The sequence below is a fragment of the Mycolicibacterium parafortuitum genome (genome assembly GCF_002086815.1).
Lineage (GTDB): Bacteria > Actinomycetota > Actinomycetes > Mycobacteriales > Mycobacteriaceae > Mycobacterium > Mycobacterium parafortuitum.
Genome location: NZ_MVID01000005.1, coordinates 21,029 through 42,837, shown reverse-complemented (window position 1 = coordinate 42,837; position 21,809 = coordinate 21,029). Strand labels below are relative to the sequence as shown.

General features: G+C 69.2%; 11 protein-coding genes. 2 read left to right on the top strand and 9 right to left on the bottom strand.

The window, feature by feature from the left end:
* Positions 1-3,261: an arabinosyltransferase domain-containing protein gene (locus BST38_RS08295; RefSeq protein ID WP_083142811.1), complete on the top strand. Its 3,261-nt coding sequence runs from the start codon at positions 1-3 to the stop codon at positions 3,259-3,261.
* Complete coding sequence (locus BST38_RS08290) at positions 3,258-6,467, top strand: arabinosyltransferase domain-containing protein (RefSeq protein ID WP_110781693.1); 3,210 nt, start codon at positions 3,258-3,260, stop codon at positions 6,465-6,467. Before BST38_RS08295 ends, BST38_RS08290 begins: the two co-directional genes overlap by 4 nt.
* A gap of 7 nt (positions 6,468-6,474) precedes the next feature.
* On the opposite strand, the gene BST38_RS08285 is transcribed toward BST38_RS08290, so the two are convergent.
* The 9 genes from BST38_RS08285 to BST38_RS08245 all read right to left on the bottom strand — a co-directional run bounded on the left by BST38_RS08285 (position 6,475) and on the right by BST38_RS08245 (position 21,597).
* Complete coding sequence (locus tag BST38_RS08285) at positions 6,475-7,845, bottom strand: serine/threonine-protein kinase (protein ID WP_083142809.1); 1,371 nt, start codon at positions 7,843-7,845, stop codon at positions 6,475-6,477.
* 19 nt (positions 7,846-7,864) lie between these two features.
* A complete protein-coding gene (locus BST38_RS08280) occupies positions 7,865-8,776 on the bottom strand; it encodes a DUF4331 family protein (RefSeq protein WP_083142985.1) in 912 nt (303 codons plus the stop codon).
* Positions 8,777-8,802: 26 nt separating this feature from the next.
* Positions 8,803-10,353: an acyl-CoA carboxylase subunit beta gene (locus BST38_RS08275; RefSeq protein ID WP_083142808.1), complete on the bottom strand. Its 1,551-nt coding sequence runs from the start codon at positions 10,351-10,353 to the stop codon at positions 8,803-8,805.
* The gene (gene pks13 / locus BST38_RS08270) at positions 10,350-15,794 is read right to left on the bottom strand and encodes a polyketide synthase Pks13 (protein WP_083142807.1); all 5,445 of its coding nucleotides are present in this window, start codon (positions 15,792-15,794) and stop codon (positions 10,350-10,352) included. The genes BST38_RS08275 and pks13 overlap by 4 nt, the downstream gene beginning before the upstream one ends.
* A gap of 55 nt (positions 15,795-15,849) precedes the next feature.
* A complete protein-coding gene (fadD32, locus tag BST38_RS08265; protein ID WP_083142806.1) occupies positions 15,850-17,739 on the bottom strand; it encodes a long-chain-fatty-acid--AMP ligase FadD32 in 1,890 nt (629 codons plus the stop codon).
* Positions 17,740-17,938: 199 nt separating this feature from the next.
* A complete protein-coding gene (gene culp6 / locus BST38_RS08260) occupies positions 17,939-18,946 on the bottom strand; it encodes a carboxylesterase Culp6 (RefSeq protein WP_083142805.1) in 1,008 nt (335 codons plus the stop codon).
* A gap of 15 nt (positions 18,947-18,961) precedes the next feature.
* Positions 18,962-19,447: a DUF732 domain-containing protein gene (locus BST38_RS08255; protein ID WP_237160709.1), complete on the bottom strand. Its 486-nt coding sequence runs from the start codon at positions 19,445-19,447 to the stop codon at positions 18,962-18,964.
* A gap of 36 nt (positions 19,448-19,483) precedes the next feature.
* The gene (locus BST38_RS08250; protein ID WP_083142804.1) at positions 19,484-20,386 is read right to left on the bottom strand and encodes an esterase family protein; all 903 of its coding nucleotides are present in this window, start codon (positions 20,384-20,386) and stop codon (positions 19,484-19,486) included.
* Positions 20,387-20,544: 158 nt separating this feature from the next.
* Positions 20,545-21,597, bottom strand: a complete 1,053-nt coding sequence (locus BST38_RS08245; protein WP_083142803.1) for an esterase family protein — start codon at positions 21,595-21,597, stop codon at positions 20,545-20,547.
* Between the last annotated feature and the right edge of the window lie 212 nt (positions 21,598-21,809).

The window sequence follows — 21,809 nt, the reverse complement described above, 5'->3', positions numbered from 1 at the left end:
GTGCCTGCCCCGTCCGCCCGCCTCGTCGCCGTCATCGCGGGGCTCGCCGGACTCGTGCTGTGCGGGCTCACCCCGCTGCTTCCGGTCACCCAGTCCACCGCGGCCATCAGCTGGCCGCAAAGCGTGGACGCCGACGGCTACGTCAGTGACGTCACCGCGCCGCTGGTGTCCGGGGCGCCGCGCTCGCTCGACGTCACCATCCCGTGCCGCGCCGTGGCGAGCCTGCCCGGTGAGGACGGCGTGGTGTTCTCCACCAACCCGGCCGACGGCATCGACGCTGGACGCAACGGCCTGTTCGTGCGTGCCAACGCCGACGTCGTCTACGTCGCGTTCCGAGACACGGTCGCCGCGGTCGCCCCGCGCGAGGCCGTCGACGCCGGCGAGTGCAGTGAACTGCGGGTGTGGGCCGACGTCGGCGCGGTCGGCGCCGACTTCGTCGGGATCCCCGGCGCCGCGGGCACGCTGCCCCCGGACAAGCGGCCCCAGGTGTCGGGCATGTTCACCGACCTGGAGACCGGGCTCGACGCCGGGTTGCGCGCCCACGTCGACGTCGACACCCGGTTCATCACGTCGCCGACCACGCTGAAGCTGGCCGTGATGACCCTCGGCGTGCTCTGCGTGCTCGCGTCGATCGTCGCGCTGGCCGTCCTGGACCGCCGGTCCGGGCGCCGGATCCCGCGCGAGCTGCGCCGCGGGCGCCGCGCCGGGCTGTGGACGTGGCTGACCGATGCCGCCGTGGTCGGCGGCCTGCTGATCTGGCACATCGTCGGCGCCCAGACCTCCGACGACGGCTACAACACCACCATCGCGCGGGTGTCCGCCGAGGCCGGCTACACCACCAACTACTACCGGTACTTCGGCGCGTCCGAAGCGCCGTTCGACTGGTACCAGAGCGTGCTGGCCCACATGGCGTCGATCAGCACGGCCAGTGTGTGGCTGCGGCTGCCCGCCACCGCCGCCGCGATCGCTACGTGGCTGATCCTGAGCCACTGTGTGCTGCCCCGGCTCGGGAAACGGCTGGCCGACAACCGGGTCGCGGTGCTGACCGCGGGCGCGGTGTTCCTGGCCGCGTGGCTGCCGTTCAACAACGGGCTGCGCCCCGAACCGCTGATCGCGTTCGGTGTGATCGCGGTGTGGATGCTGGTCGAACTCTGCGTCGCGCGACGGCAGTTGGCGCCCTACGCGGTGGCGATCGTCGTCGCCGTGTTCTGCGTGACGCTGGCCCCGCAGGGCCTCGTCGCGGTCGCGCCGCTGCTGGTCGGGGCGCGCGCCGTCGCCCGCGTGGTGTCGGCCCGGCGCGCCACCGACGGACTGCTCTCGGCCGTCGCACCGTTCACCGCGGCCACGTCGCTGCTGTTCGTGGTCGTGTTCCGGGACCAGACGCTGGCCTCGGTCGCCGAGTCGGTGCGCATCAAGTACGTCGTCGGCCCGACGGTGCCGTGGTACCAGGAGTTCCTGCGCTACTACTACCTGACCGTCGAGGACAGCGTCGACGGCTCACTGACGCGGCGCTTCTCGGTGCTGATCCTGCTGCTGTGCCTGTTCGGCGTGATCGCGGTGCTGCTGCGCCGCGGCAGCGTGCCCGGTGCGGTGAACGGGCCGCTGTGGCGGCTGGTCGGCACCACCGGGATCGGGCTGCTGCTGCTGATCCCGACCCCGACGAAGTGGGCGGTGCAGTTCGGCGCGTTCGCCGGGCTGGCGGGCGCGCTCGGCGCGGTCACCGCGTTCGCGTTCGCCCGGGTCGGGCTGCACAGCCGACGCAACCTGGCGCTGTACGTGACCGCACTGCTGTTCGTGCTGGCCTGGGCCACCTCGGGCATCAACGGCTGGTTCTACAACGCCAACTACGGCGTGCCGTGGTTCGACAAGCAGCCGGTGATCGTCGGCTACCCCGTCACCACGATCTTCCTGGTGCTGGCCATCGCCTGCGGCCTGCTGACGGGCTGGCTGCACTTCCGGATGGACTATGCCGGCCACACCCAGGTCGCCGACACCGGCCGCAACCGCGCGCTGGCCTCGACGCCGCTGCTGATCGTCGCGGTGATCATGGTCGTGCTCGAACTCGGCTCGATGGTCAAGGCCACCGTCGGCCGCTACCCCGTCTACACCATCGGCGCGGCCAACATCGCCGCGCTGCGCTCCGGCGGCACGAGCTGCGCGATGGCCGACGACGTCCTCGTCGAAGCCGACACCAACGCCGGGATGCTGCAACCGGTTCCGGGGCAGCGCTTCGGTGAGTACGGCCCGCTCGGCGGCGAGAACCCCGTCGGCTTCACCCCCAACGGCGTCAGCGACACCCTCGAGCCCGCCGAACCGGTGGCCGCCAACCCCGGCACCCCGAACTCCGACGGGCCCGTCGACAAGCCGAACATCGGTGTCGGCTACGCGGCCGGCACCGGCGGCGGCTACGGCCCCGAAGGTGTCAACGGATCCCGGGTGTTCCTGCCGTTCGGGCTCGACCCGCAGACCACCCCGGTGATGGGCAGCTGGGCGGAGCCCGGTTCGGACGAGGCCGGGATCGCCGCCAAGGCCACCTCGGCCTGGTATCAGCTGCCGCCCCGCACCCCCGACCGGCCGCTGGTGGCCGTCGCCGCCGCGGGCGCGATCTGGTACTACAACGAGGACGGCTCGTTCAACTACGGCCAGTCGCTGAAGCTGCAGTGGGGTGTGCACCGCCCCGACGGCTCGTACGAGGCGCTCAACGAGGTCGACCCGATCGACATCTTCGCCCAGAAGGCTTGGCGCAACCTGCGTTTCCCGCTGGACACCGCACCGCCGGAGGCCAACGTCGCGCGCATCGTCGCCGACGACCCGAACCTGTCGGAGGACCAGTGGTTCGGGTTCACCCCGCCGCGGGTTCCGGTGCTGCAGACCGCGAGCGAGTTCCTCGGCACGCAGACCCCGGTGCTGATGGACATCGCCACCGCCGCGAACTTCCCGTGCCAGCGCCCGTTCGCCGAGCACCTCGGCATCGCGGAGCTGCCGCAGTACCGGATCATGCCGAACTTCAAGCAGATCGTGGTGTCGTCGAACCAGTGGCAGGCCGCCCAGGACGGCGGGCCGTTCCTGTTCATCCAGGCGCTGCTGCGGACCGAGTCGATCCCGAGCTATCTGAGCGGCGACTGGTACCGCGACTGGGGCTCGCTGGAGCGCTACCTGCGCGTCGTGCCGCCCGAGCAGGCACCTGACGCGGTGATCGAGGAAGGGTCGAAGCGAGTGTTCGGCTGGAGCCGCGGCGGACCGATCAGGGCACTCCCGTGAAAGATGACGTGAAGATCGCGCGCTGGGTCGCCACCATCGCCGGCCTGCTCGGCTTCGTGATGGCCGTCGCGGTGCCGCTGCTGCCGGTCACCCAGACCACCGCGACGCTGAACTGGCCGCAGCAGGGACAGCTCGCCAACGTCACCGCGCCGCTGATCTCCCAGGCCCCGGTCAGTCTGACCGCGACGGTGCCCTGCGACGTCGTGCGCGGTATGCCCGCCGACGGCGGCCTGGTGTTCGGCACCGCCCCCGCGCAGGGCCGCGACGCCGCGCTGAACGCGATGCTGCTCAACGTCACCGAGGACCGCGTCGACGTGATCGTGCGCAACGTCGTGGTCGCCAGCGTCGAGCGTGATCGGGTCGCCGGAACCGGGGGTGCCCCCGGTTGTTCCAGCATCGAGATCACGTCGAATCACGACGGCACCTACGCCGAGTTCGTCGGTCTGACCAAGACCGACGGCGCCGACGCCGGCCAACCGCAGCGCAGCGGCTACCCGGACCCGAACCTGCGGCCCGCGATCGTCGGCGTCTTCACCGACCTGACCGGCCCGGCCCCGCCCGGCCTGCAGTTCTCCGCCGAGATCGACACCCGCTTCACGACGCACCCGACCGCGCTGAAACTGGCCGCGATGGTGCTCGCCGTCGTGTGCACGATCCTGGCGATCCTGGCGCTGTGGCGGCTCGACCGCCTCGACGGGCGCCGGATGCACCACCTGATCCCGACCCGCTGGCGCACCGTGACCGCGGTGGACGGCGTGGTGCTCGGCGGCTTCGCGATCTGGTACGTGATCGGGGCGAACTCGTCCGACGACGGCTACATCCTGCAGATGGCGCGGGTCGCCGAACACGCCGGTTACATGTCGAACTACTTCCGCTGGTTCGGCAGCCCCGAGGACCCGTTCGGCTGGTACTACAACGTGCTGGCGCTGATGAGCCAGGTCAGCACCGCGAGCATCTGGATGCGGCTGCCCGACCTGATCTGCGCGGTGATCTGCTGGCTGCTGCTGTCGCGTGAGGTGCTGCCCCGCCTCGGGCCCGCGGTGATCGCGAGCCGCCCCGCGCTGTGGGCGGCCGGGCTGGTGCTGCTGGGCGCGTGGATGCCGTTCAACAACGGGCTGCGCCCCGAGGGCCAGATCGCCACCGGCGCGCTGATCACCTACGTCCTGATCGAACGCGCGATCACCTCGGGCCGGCTCACCCCGGCCGCGCTGGCGATCACCACCGCGGCGTTCACCCTCGGTATCCAGCCGACCGGCCTGATCGCGGTCGCCGCGCTGCTCGCGGGCGGCCGCCCGATCCTGCGGATCCTGATGCGGCGCCGCCAGAGCGTCGGGCTGTGGCCGCTGCTGGCGCCGCTGCTGGCCGCCGGCACCGTAATCCTGGCCGTGGTGTTCGCCGACCAGACGCTGGCGACGGTGCTGGAGGCGACCAAGATCCGCACCGCGATCGGTCCGAGCCAGGAGTGGTGGACCGAGAACCTGCGCTACTACTACCTGATCCTGCCGACCACCGACGGGGCGATCGCCCGCCGGGTGGCGTTCCTGTTCACCGCGCTGAGCCTGTTCGCGTCGCTGTTCATCATGTTGCGCCGCAAGCGTGTTCCCGGCGTCGCCCGCGGGCCGGCGTGGCGGCTGATGGGCGTGATCTTCGCGACGATCTTCTTCCTGATGTTCACCCCCACCAAGTGGATCCACCACTTCGGACTGTTCGCGGCTGTGGGCGGTGCGATGGCGGCACTGGCCACGGTGTTGGTGTCCCCGGCGGTGCTGCGCTCGGCGCGCAACCGGATGGCGTTCCTGGCCGGGCTGCTGCTCGTGCTGGCGTTGTGCTTCGCGTCCACCAACGGGTGGTGGTACGTGTCGAATTTCGGTGCGCCGTTCAACAACTCGGTACCGCAACTGGGCGGGGTCACCGCCAGCACGGTGTTCTTCGTACTGTTCTTCGTCGCCGCGTTCGCGGCGTTCTGGCTGCACCTGCGGGGCAAGCAGCAGTCCCGCGTCGTCGACGTGCTGACCGCGGCGCCGATCCCGATCGCGGCCGGCTTCATGGTGCTGTTCATGGTGGCGTCGATGGCCATCGGGGTGGTTCGCCAGTACCCGACGTACTCCAACGGCTGGGCCAACATCCGCGCGTTCGCCGGCGGCTGCGGCCTCGCCGACGACGTGCTGGTCGAACCCGATTCCAACGACGGCTTCCTGTCACCCCTGCCGGACGGCCCCGGTCAACCCTCCTGGGGCCCACTCGGAGCGCTCGGCGGTGAGGAGCCGACGGGCTTCTCCCCCAACGGAGTTCCGGACCGGATCATCGCCGAGGCGATCCGGCTGAACAATCCGCAGCCCGGCACCGATTACGACTGGAACCGTCCGATCAAGCTGTCCCGGCCCGGCGTGAACGGGTCCACGGTGCCGCTGCCCTACGGGCTCGACCCGGCCCGGGTACCGGTGGCGGGCACGTATTCCACGGGGCCGCAACAGGAAAGCCGCCTCGCGTCGGCATGGTACGAGCTGCCCGCACCGGATGACGCGCACCCGCTGGTGGTGATCACCGCCGCCGGCACCATCACCGGAACCAGCGTCGCGAACAACCTGACCACCGGCCAGACCGTGGATCTGGAGTACGCCGTGGCCGGCCCCGACGGGGCGCCGGTGCCCGCGGGACGGGTCAGCCCGTACGACATCGGCCCGACCCCGTCGTGGCGCAACCTGCGCTACCCGCGCTCGGCGATACCCGCCGACGCGGTCGCGGTGCGTGTCGTCGCCGAGGATCTGTCGCTGGGACAAGGGGATTGGGTCGCGGTGACCCCGCCGCGGGTTCCCGAGCTGCGCTCGGTGCAGGAATACGTCGGCTCTGAGCAGCCGGTGCTGATGGACTGGGCGGTCGGGCTGGCGTTCCCGTGCCAGCAGCCGATGCTGCACGCCAACGGTGTCACCGAAGTACCCAAATTCAGGATCTCACCGGACTACTACGCGAAGCTGCAGAGCACCGACACCTGGCAGGACGGCCTCAACGGCGGCCTGCTGGGCATCACGGACCTGCTGCTGCGGGCGTCGGTGATGTCGACCTACCTGTCGAACGACTGGGGTCAGGACTGGGGTTCGCTGCGGCGCTTCGACACCATCGTCGACGCCACGCCGGCCGAGATCGAACTGGGGTCGACGACCCACTCGGGTCTGTACTCGCCGGGGCCGATGCGATTCCGGCCGTGACGCGAGGCTAGTTCTGGCCGCCCTGGTTGTCGTTGGCGGTCGGGTCGGAGTTCTCCTGCTGGATGTCGCTGTGACAGTCGTTCTGGCTCTGGCCCGTCTGCTCCATGCACACCAGCACCGGGGCGTCCGCGGGCGCGGTGCTTCCGGGTTCCGGTGTGGCGCTGGGGTGCGGGATCTCCCCGTCGTACAGCGACCACAGCGGCTCACCCGTCGACGACAGCCGGGCACAGTAGGCGGACTTGCCGTCCTGGGTGATCCCGGCCCCGCCGAGCGTCGCGCAGTCCGCGCCGACCACCACCACCGGCAGTGACGGTCCCTTGGCGCCGGCGCGGATCTCGTCCTTCTCGAACACCGCGAGCAGGGCCACCGCCGCCGCCGCGGCCAGTGCCAGCACCACCGCCGAGCCGATCAGGATGCGGTTGCGCATACCGGAACCGGCCGGTGCGGCCGGCACCGGTTTGGCGTGCCGGGGGCCGGCCGGGGCGGCCGGTGAATACGTCGTCGCGTCGTGGTCCACCGAACTCCCCCGCCCGGTCACGCCACTGCGATTCCCCAGCGCACGGGCGAAATCCACGCACCGGTCGAACCGGTCCGACGGCGACTTCGACAGCGCCTTGGTGAACGCCTCACCCAGACCCGACAATTCGGGCCGGTGCACCGCGATCGACGGGGGCTGCGCGGTGAGGTGCTGGCTGATCACGATCGCCGGATTCGAATGCTGGAACGGCGGGGTCCCGGTCAGCAACTGAAACGCCGTGGCCGCCAACGCGTACTGGTCGGCGCGGCCGTCGATCGCCTCGTCGGCCGTCAGCTGCTCGGGGGCGGAGTACGCGACGGTGCCGACCGTCATGTTCGTCCCGGTCAACGCACTGACCTCGCCGAGCCGGCGGGCAATGCCGAAGTCGGCCAACATGATCCGCTCGTTCTCGGTCTCCGGGTCGGCGATCAGGATGTTGGCGGGTTTGACGTCGCGGTGCAGCAGACCCCGTTGATGCGCGTAGTCGAGCGCCTCCCCGACCGCGGTCACCAGCCGGACCACCAGGTCCGGCGGCATCCCGCCGGGATACCGGTCGGCGAGCAGCTTGGCCGCGTCGGTGCCCTCGACATGGTCCATCGAGATCCACAACCGGCCGTCGAACTCACCGCGGTCGTGGACCTGCACGATGTGCGGATGCCACAGCGACGCGGCGATGTCGGCCTCACGGTTGAACCGCTCCCGGTACTCGCTGTCGGTGGACACCGCCGCCGAGAGCACCTTCAGCGCGTCGTAGCGCGGCAGGCGCGGATGCTTGGCGAGGTACACCTCGCCCATACCGCCGGCTCCCAACATGCGCGAGATCGTGTATCCGGAGATGACCTCGCCGTCGCTCAGCGGCATGCGCGCATCCTATAAGCGCTTACCGAGGATCGCTCAGGTACGGGAATTCGGGCAGCAGATCCGTCGGCGCACCGAGCCCGGAGAAGCCCTTCTGCCCCTTGGTCAGGAACCGCGACCGGTAGTCGGCGACATCGTCGGTCAGCGCCCGCCCGTTCGGGTACGCGGCCGGTTTGGCCGGGTTGAACGTCAACACGTCCGGCAGCGTGCCCTCGGCCTCGATCGCGTCGATGGCCTCCTCACGGCTGTAGCCGCCCGTCTCGGCCATCAGCTCGATCAGGTGACCCATCCAGTGCGGACGGTCCATGTTCGGCTCGCCGGAGCTGAACTCGGCCAGTTCCTCGTCGGTGCTGAAGAAACCGCTCACCCACGGGTGGCCGATGCGGTCGGCGTGTACCCAGCGGCCGTCCTGGCGCAGCGTGCACCGCGCCCAGATCCGCACGTCGGGGGCGGCCCCGAGATAGCTGGTGGGCAGCTCGACGGCCATCGCGATCACGTTCGAGTCGAACGACGCGTCGCGGCGGGCGCCGGCGAAGAACACGAAACCCCCGCCGCGGGACCGCCAGATGTGCGGATCCCCGTGGAACGACACGTCGACGTTGCCGAAGATCTCCGACCCGCACGCGGACTCGACCCTCGCCTCGGCCTGCAACGCCAGCCGGACGTCGACGCGCTGGTGCGGCTGTTCGCCGTCGTAGGTCGGTTCGGAGAACACGAAGTTGAACGCGATGTCGTTGCGCAGATCGCCGTCGTTGTCGATGCCGATGCGGTACACCGCTTTGGGGTGCAGCGGACCCGCTTCCGGATTCGCCGTCAGGATCAGCGTGGTCCGCTCGGGATCGGTGGGTGACTGGAACACGTACAGATCGCACAGGTCCAAGCGGGGGTCGCCGAGCGGCGCCGCGCGCCTCAACCCGGTGAAATCAGCAGACACAGACCCCATCCAACCGCATCCGCTTTCTAGATGGGTGTCAGGCCATGCTTGCGCTGCACGCGATTGATCTGCTTGTCGCGAAGCAGGTGCAGGCACTTGCGGATGAGCAGGCGGGTTTCGTGCGGCTCGATGACGCCGTCGATGAAGCCGCGCTCGGCCGCGATCCACGGCGTGGCCAGGCTGGTGTTGTAGCCCTCGATGAAGTCGGCCCGGATCTTCTGCACCTCGGGCGCCGTCGGATCGGGGAACCGCTTGACCAGAAGCTGGGCGGCCCCCTCGGCGCCGATCACCGCGATCCGCGCGGTCGGCCACGCGAAGTTGAAGTCCGACGTGAGCTGCTTGGAGCCCATCACCGCGTAGGCGCCGCCGTAGGACTTGCGGATGGTGATCGTCACCTTCGGGACGTCGCACTCCACCACGGCGTTGAGGAAGCGGCCACCGCGCTTGATGATGCCGCCCTTCTCCTGCTCGACGCCCGGCATGAAGCCCGGGGTGTCGACCACGAAGATCAGCGGGGTGTTGAACGAGTCGCAGAACCGGACGAAGCGGGCCGCCTTGTCCGACGCCTCGTTGTCGATCGCACCGGACATGTACATCGGCTGGTTGGCGATGATGCCGACCGGACGGCCGTCGACGCGCGCGAACGCCGTGATGATCGCGGGCCCGGACTGCTCGCCGACCTGGAACACGTCGCCGTCGTCGAAGATCCGCAGCAGGATCTCCATCATGTCGTAGGCCTGGTTGTCGGCGTCCGGCACGATCGCGTCCAGCTCGAGGTCGTGCGGCGTGATCTCCGGTTCCAGACCCGGATTGACGATCGGCGGATCGTCGAAGGTGTTGGCGGGCAGGAAGCTCAGGTAGTCGCGGACGTACTGGAACGCCGCGGCCTCGGACTCGACGACCTGGTGGATGTTGCCGTAGCGGGCCTGGGCGTCGGCGCCGCCGAGCTCGTCGAGGGTGACCTCCTCACCGGTGACGTCCTTGATCACGTCGGGCCCGGTGACGAACATGTAGCCCTGGTCGCGCACCGCGACGATCAGGTCGGTCTGGATCGGCGAGTACACCGCACCGCCGGCGCACTTACCGAAGATCAGCGAGATCTCGGGGACCAGACCGCGCAGCAGCTCGTGGCGGCGCCCCAGCTCGGCGTACCAGGCCAGCGACGTCGCGGTGTCCTGGATCCGCGCGCCCGCGGAGTCGTTGATGCCGATGATCGGGCAGCCGACCATCGCGACCCACTCCATCAGCCGGGCGACCTTGCGGCCGAACATCTCTCCGACCGAACCCTGGAACACCGTCTGGTCGTGGCTGAACACGCCGACCGGACGGCCGTTGATGGTGCCGTGACCGGTGACCACACCGTCGCCGTAGAGCGCGTCCGGGTCGCCGGGGGTCTTGGCCAGCGCACCGATCTCCAGGAAGCTGCCCGGGTCGAGCAGCGCGTGGATCCGGGCGCGGGCGCTCGGGATGCCCTTCTTCTCCCGCTTGGCGACGGCCTTCTCACCACCGGGTTCCTTGGCGATCTCCAGCTTCTCGCGGAGTTCGGCCAGGAGTTCGGCAGTCGTTCGTTCGGTCACTTGTTCTCGCTCTCGATCGCGCTGATCGCCTCGCTCATGTGGGCACCGACCTTTGCAATGTACGGCTCGTCGATGGCCTGGATGTGTTCGCCCCCGATCGGCACGACCTCCAGGTCGTCGACGAATTCACCCCATCCACCATCGGGTTTACGGGTCGCGTAGCGCGGCTCGAACATGATCGCGTCGTCGTGGTATCGGTCGGCCATGTAGAGCGTGACGTGCCCGTCGTAATGCTCGATCTTCGCGGTGTCGAGCGCGCGGTTGTCCAGGTAGGACGTGCGCTGGTGCTCGATGATGCCGCCGGGGATGTCGACGCCGCTGGCCTTGACCGCGTCGAGGATGAACTTCACCTGACCCTCGTCGTCGAGCGCTTCGAGCTCCTCGTACGGGATCGGCGGTACCTCGACGTTGAAGGTGCGCTGCGCGAACAAGGCGTAGCGGTCCCAGCGGGCCCGGATCTCCTCCTTGGTCTGCGGCACCTCCTCACCCGCGCGTACCGTGTCGATCAGACCGACGAACTTCACGTCCGCACCCTGGCTCTTCAGCCCGACCGCGCAGGCGTAGGCCAGCGCCCCGCCCAGCGACCAGCCGGCCAGGATGTAGGGGCCGTTGCCCTGGATCTCCATCAGCTTCGGCACGTACTCGCGGGCCCGCTCCTCGATGGAGCCCTCGACCCGCTCGATGCCGTACACCGGGGTGTCGGCGGGCAGCCGCTTCATCAGCGGCTCGTACACGACGGTGGTGCCGCCTGCGGGATGGAACACGAACACCGGGACGCGGGTGGACCCTTCGGGCCGGGGACGCAGGACGCGGACGAACCCGTCGAGCTCACCGGCGTCCATCTCATCGCGCACCGCGACGGACAGGTCCTGGATGGTGCGAGCCGTCTTGACCTGCTCGGCGGTGATGGTGCCCTCGGCACGCTCGGAGAGCCGCTGGGCGATCTTCTCGGCGACGTCGTCGCCGATCGACGGCAATTCGTTGAAGATGCCGCCCGGCGACTTGCCGGTCACGATCGCCCACGTCGCGAACGTGACGCGTTCGGCCGCGTCGCGCGGCGGCACGTCGGCGCCGAGCGCCTCGGCGACCGCTTCCTGGGTGAGGACCTTGGCGGCCATGCCTGCGGCTGACGAGCGCTCGGCTGCCGCGGGTCCGGCCGGGTTGCTCGGCGGCGGCGGGAGGGAAGGCCCCGACGGATCCGACGGCGGAGCGGGGACGCCCGCGACATCAGACGCCGGCGCGGGGATGCTGGGCGGCGCTTCGGTTCCCGCGGCCTGGGTGACCTCGTCGCCCAAGTCCTCAGGCTTGGCGGCGATCGGATGACCGGCCTCGGCCAGCTTCGCCTCGAGTTCGGCGACCGTGGTCGCGCCGCCCATCAGCTCGGCCTGCGCCGCGGCGATCTCCTCGGCGGTCTGCCCCTTCTGCGCCTCGGCGATCTCCTCGACCTGGTCGCGGTTCTCGATCGCGTAGGCGATCAGCTTCTCGACCGCGTACAGGTTCGCGTCGCGCACCGCGGTCAGCTGGATCGGCGGCAGGTCGAAGTCGTACTCGACACGGTTCTTGATGCGCACCGCCATCAGCGAATCCAGCCCGAGCTCGATCAGCGGCACCTCCCACGGAAGGTCCTCGGGCTCGTAACCCATCGCCGCACCGACGATCGCGCCGAGCCGCTCACCGATGGTCTCCCCGGAGTCCGGCGACCACTTCGCGAAGCCGGCCGCCAGGCCCGCTCCCGCGGTGAGGTTGTCCTGCAGGATCGCCGCATTGTCCTCTTCAGGCTCGGGCTCCGGTGCCACAGCGGCGATCTCGCTGACGGCGCCGGCACCGACGGCGGTCGGCAGCGCGGTCTGCGCACCGCCGCGCGTCACGATCGCGTCGTAGACGAGCGTGAAGGACTCGTCGATCCGGGCGTGCACCTGCACGCTGGCACCACCCGGGTGACGGGTCAGCGTCGTCACCAGCCGGGCCCCCTCGGCGGGCACCGCGCGCTGCTCGGACGCGGTCAGCTTGGCATCCGGAAGCACCGCTGCGGCAGCGGCTTTCACGAGCGCGGCCAGGGTCTGCGCGTCGACGGCGCCCCGCCCGACGTACTCCCACACGTGCCTGCCGTCCGGGGTGGCGACGTGGTTGCCCGGCATCACCGTCGAGCTGTCGCCGGTGAAGCGCACGTCGAGCCAGTGCGGCTTGCGCCGGAACCGGGTCGGCGGGATGTCGGCGTAGTCCACCGCCGGGTCCAGCGCCCGGTCCTTCGGCAGCGGGAACAGCGTCCGGAAGTCCAGGTCGTGCCCGTGCACGAACAGGTGCGCCATCGCCGTGGTCATCGAGTCGACCTCGTCCTGCTTGCGCGCGAGCGTCGGAATCAGCTGCGCGTCATGCAGTCCCGCCGTGGCGGTGGTCAGACCCACCTGCATCAGCGCCACCGGGTTGGGCGCCAGCTCCAGGAACGTGGTGTGCCCGTTGTCGATGGCGTTACGGATGCCCTGCGTGAAGTACACGCTGTGGCGCAGACCCTTCTTCCAGTAGTCCACGTCGTGGATCGGGTCCGAGCCGGCCCGCACCAGCGAGCCCTCGTGCACCGTCGAGTAGTACGGCACCTGCACGGTATGCGGCTCGATGCCCTGCAGTTCGGCGGCGAGTTCGCCGAGCAGCGGGTCCATCTGCGTGGTGTGGCTGGCGCCCTTGGTCTGGAACTTGCGGGCGAACTTGCCCTCCGATTCGGCGCGGGCGATGATCGCGTCCACCTCGTCAGGCGGACCGCCGATGACGGTCTGGGTCGGTGCGGCGTACACGCACACTTCGAGGTTCTTGTAATCGGCGAAGACGGTCTCGATCTCCTCGGCCGAGTACTCGACCAGCGCCATCAACCGGATGTACTCGCCGAACAGCATCGCCTCGCCCTCACCCATCAGGTGGGCGCGCGAGCAGATGGTGCGGGTCGCGTCCTCCAGCGATAGACCGCCGGAGAAGTACGCGGCCGCGGCCTCGCCGAGCGACTGCCCGATCAGCGCACCGGGTTTCGCTCCGTGCGCCTTGAGCACCTCGCCGAGCGCGATCTGGATCCCGAAGATGACCAGCTGCACCTTCTCGATCGGCAGGTCGGTGGTCTCGTCGGTGTAGTCGATCGCGTCGTCGAGGATCATCTCGACGATCGAATGGCCGCGCTCGTCCTGGATCAGCGCGTCCACCTTGTTGATCCACTCGGCGAACGTGTCGTCGTGCAGATACAGGCTCTTGGCCATCTTGCGGTGCTGGGCACCGAATCCGGCCAGCACCCACACCGGGCCGTTGGTGACCGGGCCGTCGGCGGTGATCACGATCGGGTTCGGCTTGCCCTCGGCGATCGCGCGCAGACCCTTGATCGCCTCGTCGTGGTCGTGGGCGAGCACCACGGCGCGGGACCGGCCGTGGTTGCGCCGCGACAGCGACCGTCCGATCGACTCCAGCGACGCGGCGCGCCCCTCGGGGCTGTCGATCCAGTCGGCGAGCTCGGCGGCGGTGGCCTTCTTACGGGAGGTCAGGAATCCCGAAACCGCAAGCGGCACAATCCTTGCCGGCGGCTCGGCGGCCTCCTGCGCGGCCAGTTCCTCGCGGGCGACCTCGAGCAGGCGCAGCGCCTCGTCGGTCAGCCCGGGCAGTTCCGGCTCGTCGTCGGCGATCCGGCCGTAGAACTCGTCGTCCCCGCGGTCGTCGTCGTTGTCGTCGTTCATGAACTCGCCGTACTCGTCCATCCGGACGCCACCGACGTAGACCGCCTTGGCGTCGTCGTTGGCCGGCGAGACCACCGCGAGGTCCGGCTCGGGAGCCGGCTCGACCAGATCGGTGGGCAGCAACTCGCGCACCACCAGGTGCGCGTTCGCGCCGCCGAACCCGAAGCCCGACACGCCGGCGATGGCGCAGCCGCTGTAGCGCGGCCAGTCGGTCGCGGTGTCGGTGACCTTCAGGTGTTCCTTCTCGAAGTCGATGTACGGGTTCGGGCCCGTGTAGTTGATCGACGGCGGAATCTTGTTGTTGCGCAACGACAGCGCCACCTTGGCGAGGCTGGCCGCGCCGGCGGCGGACTCCAGGTGACCGATGTTGGACTTCACCGCGCCCAGCAGCGCGGGCTTGTCGGCAGCGCGGCCGCGGCCGATGACGCGGCCCAGCGCGTCGGCCTCGATCGGGTCGCCGAGGATGGTGCCGGTGCCGTGCGCCTCGACGTAGTCGACGCTGCGCGGGTCGATGCCGGCATCCTTGTAGGCCTTGCGCAGCACCTCTTCCTGCGCATCGGGATTCGGTGCGAGCATGCCGTTGGAACGGCCGTCGTGGTTGACCGCGCCACCGGCGATCACCGCGAGGATCTGGTCGCCGTCACGGCGCGCGTCGGCCAGGCGCTTGAGCACCACCATGCCGCCACCCTCGGAGCGGGCGTATCCGTCGGCGTCCTGGGAGAACGACTTGATCCGGCCGTCGGGGGCCAGCACGCCGCCGACCTCGTCGAAGCCGAGGGTGACCAGCGGGGTGATCAGCGCGTTGACGCCACCGGCCACCACCACGTCGGCATCCCCGGCGCGCAGCGCCTTGATGCCCTCGTGCACGGCGACCAGCGACGACGAACAGGCCGTGTCGATCGACATGGACGGGCCGCGGAAGTCGAAGAAATACGACACCCGGTTGGCGATCACCGCGCTGGAGTTGCCGGTGATCGCGTACGGGTGCGCGACGGCGGGGTCGGCGACCGACATGAACATGTAGTCGTTGACCGAGCTGCCGATGTAGACGCCGACGCTTTCCCCGCGCAGGCTGGATGCGGGAATCCGCGCGTGCTCCAACGCTTCCCACGTCAGCTCGAGCGCCATCCGCTGCTGCGGATCGATGTTGTCGGCTTCCATCTTCGACAGCGCGAAGAACTCGGAGTCGAACCCCTTGATATCGGACAGGTAGCCGCCCCGGGTGCGGGCCTTGGCGACACGCTCGGCCACCCGCGGCTCGGACAGGAACTCCGACCAGCGTCCCTCGGGCAGGTCGGTGATCGCGTCACGACCCTCGAGCAGGGCCTTCCACATCTCGTCGGGGGTGTTCATATCGCCCGGGAAACGGGTTCCCACACCGACGATCGCGATGTTGGTGATGCCCTCGTCGACCGTGCGCGACCAGTCGAAGGAAGTGTCCACCTCATCTTCCTCGGGCTCGCCCTCGATGATCACCGTCGCGAGCGACTCGATGGTCGGATGCCGGAACGCGACGGTCGCGGTCAGCGTGACCCCGGTGAGGTCCTCGATGTCACTGGCCATCGCGACCGCGTCGCGCGACGACAGCCCGAGTTCGACAAGCGGTGCGCTCTCGTTGATCGAGTCCGGGGACTGCCCCGTCGCGTTGCCCACCCAGTTGCGCAGCCATTCACGCATCTCGGCGACGGTCATATCCGGACCGGTCTTCGCCGAGTCGTCTTGTGCTTCAGCCATGTTCGTTTACCTCACGATCGCGAAGCGACCGGCACGGCCGCAGATGTGTTGAGCGTCAGTCCATTTCATCGGGGAAGGCGTTGGCCACCCGGCCGCTGCGCAGGCTGCCGTCCAGGTACGCCGACCGGCAGGCCCGCCTGCCGATCTTGCCGCTGGAGGTGCGCGGAATCGCGCCCGCTGCGGTCAGCAGCACGTCACGCACCGTGACGCCGTGACGGACCGCGATCGCGGCGCGGATGTCGTCGATGATGGGCCCGACGTCGAGCTTGTGCGCGCCCGGCGCGCGCTCACCGACGATGACCAACTGCTCCGAGGTGTCGTCGGGGTCGCGCTTGAGGCCGGCGTGCGAATCGTCGAACACCTCGTCGGGCAACTGGTTCGCCGGTACCGAGAACGCCGCGACGAACCCCGTCCGCAGCGCCTTGGTGGCCTCCTGCGCGGAGTACTCCAGGTCCTGCGGGTAGTGGTTGCGGCCGTCGATGATCACCAGATCCTTCACGCGGCCGGTGATGAACAGCTCGCCGTCGTAGTACGCGCCGAGGTCACCGGTGCGCACCCAGGTGGCGTCGTCGGTGGCACCCTCGGCGTGCGACGGCGTGGTGCGCGACTTGAGGATGTTGTGAAACGTCTCGCGGGTCGCTTCCTCTTTCCCCCAGTACCCGGTGCCCATGTTCTGGCCGCTGATCCAGATCTCGCCGATCTGGCCGTCGGGCAACTCGGTGGCGGTCTCGTGGTCGACGATCACCGCCCATTCCGCGACGCCGACCTTGCCGGCGCCTGCCTGCGCGACACCCTTGGGCGAACCGTCGGGCACCGGCACGAACCGGTGGTTGTTCAGCTCGTCGCGATCCACCAGGACGATCTTCGGATGCTCGTGGATCGGGGTGGTGGACACGAACAGCGTCGCCTCGGCCAGGCCGTAGGACGGCTTGATCGCCTCGGGCTTGAAGCCGAACGGGCTGAACGCCTCGTTGAACCGGCGCACGGTGGCCGCCGAGATCGGCTCGCTGCCGTTGAGGATGCACTTGATGTTCGACAGGTCCAGCGGCGGCTCGTCGTCCTTGGGCACCGCGCGAGCGGCGGCATGGTCGAACGCGAAGTTCGGGGCCACCGAGATGACACCGCCGGTGTCGTCGGGTTTGCGCGCCATCGCCCGGATCCAGCGACCCGGCCTGCGGACGAACGCGGCGGGCGTCATGAAGGTGATGTAGTGGCCGAGCATCGGCGACAGCAGCACCGTGATCAGCCCCATGTCGTGGAAGAACGGCAGCCAGGACACCCCGCGGTCGCCCTCTTCGGCGTCCAGCGCCTCGATCACCTGCACCACGTTGGTGGCGAGGTTGAGGTGGGTGATCTGCACACCCGTCGGGATCCGGGTCGATCCCGACGTGTACTGCAGGTACGCGATCGTGTCGTGCTCGACGTGGACCGGCTCCCAGGTGGCGCCGACCTCGTTGGGGACCGCGTCGACCGCGATGACGCGGGGACGGTCCTTGGCGGGCCGGGTCCGGAAGAACTTGCGCACCCCCTCGGCCGCGGCGGTGGTGGTCAGGATCGCCGACGGCGAGCAGTCGTCGAGGACCGCGTGCAGCCGCCCGACGTGTCCGGGCTCGTTCGGATCGAACAGCGGCACCGCGATGCGCCCGGAGTACAGCGTGCCGAAGAAGGCCACCAGGTACTCCAGGTTCTGCGGGCACAGGATCGCGACGCGATCACCGGGCTGGGTGACCTGCTGCAGCCGTGCACCGATGGCCTTGTTGCGGGCGCCGAAGTCGGCCCAGTTCAGATCGCGCTCCACACCGTCGCGCTCGGTCGAGAAGTCGATGAACCGGTACGCGACCTTGTCGCCGCGCACCTTTGCCCATCGCTCGATGTGTTTGACCAGGTTTCCGTTGTCCGGGAACTTGATCAAACCGTCCTTGAGGAACGGATTGTGGAAGGCCATTTTCTTAAACTCCAATCAAGCGGGATCCCGGAAACCCCGGAAAATCGTACCGGGGAGGAGGCCCCCAACCCATCAACCACCGGCGACCGCTCTTAGATTTTCCTTAATCTGACGATATGCTAGGCGACCTGCGCAACCGAGGCCAAATCAACCTGCCGTCGACCTGACGAATTTTGCTCGAAACGTTACGAGGCTCACGTCAGCCGTGCTTCGGTCGCGGCGCGTTGTCCACCAAACCCTGCGCCCAGTTCAATGCCCATCCTGTGGCGGGTAAACCGTCCAGGTTCCAGAAATCCGGCGTCGCGTACATCGCGTGCACCGGCTGGCCCGCCCCGCCGGAGAGCACCTGCAGGGTCTGCGGCAGCTGGGTGATGTTGAACGCCGACTCCGGGGCCGCGCAGATCAGGTCGCCCCTGGCGCAGATCTCGAAGGTGCGGTCGTTGAGCATCCCGAAGCCCCCGGGCCGCGGGCCGCTCATCGTCAGCCCCAACGCCGACAGGGTCGGCACCTCGTGCAGCGTGATCTCCGCGCCCTGCCCGGGCGGATTCGGCCCGATCTCCTGGCCGACCCCGGCCTGGCGCCGGCCGTCGGCGATCAGCGCCACCCCGAGCACCAAGTCCTGGTCGACCGGTCCGCGCCCGTTGCCGATGTCGGAGGCGATGTCGCCGGCGATCACCGCGCCCTGCGAGAACCCGACGAGCACGTAGCTGGTCAGCGGGCACCGGTTGTTCATGTCGGTGATCGCCTGGATCGCGTTGCGGGTGCCCTCGGCGCGACTGTCGTTGTAGGACATCTGCCCGTCCGCCGACAACGGGTTACGGAACTGCGCGGTGTACGGGACGGTGTAGACCTCGAGGCGCTGGTTGTCGAACGCACCGCGGATCGGATTGGTGACGTTCAGCAGCAGCGCCGCCGGGAACTGCACCGGGTTGAACGGATCCAGCACCACCGACGACTCCCAGGTGCCCGGAATCGACACCAGCTGGACGTCGGGGCAGCTCGCATCCTGGAAGTCCGGGCGCGGCTTCGACGTCGGGGGCACCCCGGCCGGCGGTACCGCCGACGGCGGCACCGCGGTCGGCGGCGCGTCGGGGCGGCGCAGCACCACGATCACGATCGCGACGATCAGCACCACGACAAGGGCCACTGCCCCGGCGGCAGCGAGCGCGAGGATGCGATGGCGTTTCCGCCGGTTGGTCTTCGCCATGAGGGTGTGGAGCTCCTACTGACAGAGTCGTTCGGTCGCGATCCGAATGTAGTCGGCCGTCGCGGCGTCGGTGTCATCCGCCGACGGCGACTCGGCGCGCGCGCCGTCGGACTCCTCGGCGCCGCGGAGGTCGTTGCGGACCAGCGGTGCGACGAAATCCCACACCGCCTGGTCGGGTTGGCCGGCCGCGCGGGCCTGGCACACGTAGGAGCCGATGCTCAGCGCCGACAACTCGCTCGACGGCGTCACACCCGCCGCGCCCAGCGCGTCGAGATAGTCCTGCTGGTTCGGGGTGACGACCAGGGCGTTGGACTTCGCGCCCGCATTACCGGGCCCGGGCGGCTGGACGCTGGACTGCGCGTGCGGGGGCGCTGTCTCGACCTCCGAGCCCATGCCGGCCATCATGTCGCTCGAACAGCCGGTCAGCCACGCCGCGGGGAGAGCGACCAGCGCGGACAGTCCTGCCAATCCCGCGATCGCCGAGCGTGAGCCGTGTTGCACGACTCCAACGTACCGGCCTGCGCCGGCCACACCGGGTCAGGCGATGGTCGCGACGAGTTCGCCGGACATCGCTGCGAGCTGTCCGCTCCAGCTGCCCCAGTCGTGGTTTCCCGAGGTCGGGAAGTCGAAGTGACCGTTGCCGCCACCGACCCCGCGGTAGTGCTGGTAGAAGGTGCGGTTGCTGCCTTGTGCCTGGTCGCAGTACCCGATCATGGCGGGCACGTCGGTGCAGGTGGTGGTCGCCGGACTGAACACCCACAGCCTGGTGTTGTTGTTGGCCAGCAGCTGCACGTGCACGTCCGGGTCATGCCACTTCCACCGGCCCAGCTGTGGCAATCCCCACATGTTCCGGGTGTCGACGCCGCCGAACCGGGCCAGGCCCGCGGTGATCGCACCGTTCATCGCCGTCGCCGACGGGGTCAGGAAGCCCGACAGCGAGCCGGCGAACCGGTACCGGTCGGGGTGGAACGCGGCCATCGTCATCGCGCCGGTGCCGCCCATGGCCGCGCCGACGATCCCGTGCCCGCCCGGGGCCAGGCCCTTGTTGGCGGCCAGCCAGTTCGGCAGCTCGTCGGCCAGGAACGTCTCCCACTGCTTGCTGCCGTCCTGCTCCCAGTTGGTGTACATGGACCAGGCGCCGCCCGCGGGCGCGACCACCGAGATACCGAGACCCGACAGGGTGTTCATCGCGTTGCCGGCGGTCACCCAGTTGCTGACGTCGGGTGCGGCGTTGAACGCGTCGAGCAGGACGACCGCGTGCGGGCCGCCGCCCTGGAACGCGACCGGGATCGCGCGGCCCATCGCCGCCGAGGGCACCATCAGCATCTCGACGCCCTGGGCCCGGGCCACCGGAGTGGACGGCGTGAACGGTGCCGCCACACCCGACCACAGCAGCACCGCCATCGCCGCAGCGGCTACCGCTCGAAACATCCCGCGCATCTGCGACCTCTCTCGCCGTCCGTTTCCTGCCTGGCTTCCTACCTGGCGTAGTGAATCACATCACCTGCACGGGCTGGAGGCCAAAACGACTGACGGCGGTGACCCCTGGGGATCACCGCCGTCAGTGCCGTCTATCGGTGCGTCAGCCTATCGGTGCGTCAGCCGCCCGTGGCCGCGGTCTCGGCCGGAACCGCGGCGTCGACCGGAGCCGACGGCTGCGGCACGGCGCCGAGCACCCGCTGGATGTCGGGCTTCATCTGCTGCAGCTGCTGACCCCAGTACGGCCAGTCGTGCGTACCGCCGGCCGGGAAGTTGAACACGCCGTTCTTACCGCCCGCGGCCATGTACTCCTCCTGGAAGGTCTTGTTGGTGCGCAGCGTGAGGCTCTCCAGGAACTTCGCGGGCAGGTTGTCGCCCGCCACGCTGCCGTTGACCTCGGCGGGCTTGCCGTTGCCGCAGAAGACCCAGATGCGGGTGTTGTTGGCGACCAGCTTGCCGATGTTGACCATCGGGTCGTTGCGCTTCCAGGCGCTGCTCTCGTCCTCGGTGCGGCCCCACATGTCGTTGGCCTTGTAGCCGCCCGCGTCACCCATCGAGATGTTGATCAGGAACGGCCACCAGCCCTCGGACGGGTTCAGGTAGCCCGACAGCGACGCCGCGTACTGGAACTGCTGCGGGTGGTAGATCGCCAGCGTCAGCGCCGCCGAACCGGCCATGGACAGACCGACGGCCGCGTTGCGGTTCGGGTCGACGCCCTTGTTGGCGGCGAGGTAGGCAGGCAGCTCCTGGGTCAGGAACGTCTCCCACTTGTAGGTCTGGCAGCCGGCCTTGCCGCAGGCCGGGCTGTACCAGTCGCTGTAGAAGCTGGACTGGCCGCCGACGGGCATGATCACCGCGAGACCGGAGTCGAGGTACCACTCGAACGCCTGGGTGTTGATGTCCCAGCCGTTGAAGTCGTCCTGGGCGCGCAGACCGTCGAGCAGGTAGACACCCGGGGCGTTCGGCCCGCCGCTCTGGAACTGGACCTTGATGTCACGGCCCATTCCGGCCGAGGGCACCATCAGGTATTCGACCGGCAGACCCGGACGCGAGAACGCGCCGGCAGTGGCCGAGCCACCCACCGCGCTGATCAGGCCGGGCAGCACGACAGCCGCAGCAGCGACCACCGTGAATCGGCGGGCTGCGGCACGCAGCCTCCCAACGAACTTCATGCTTGAGTTTTTCCCATCTGTCGTTCAACGGCAGCAGGCCCGTCGTTCCTGTGAAGGAACGAGCTCCATCAGAGCGATCCCCGAGTCCGGCCCAGTTGCCTTGTAGTCAACCACACCTTTGTGGTGATCTCTCATTTCCGTAACACCGCTGCGAAGCCGCAGACATTGCGTCACATGCCTTATCCGACCGACATGGCTACAGCGTTACGAAA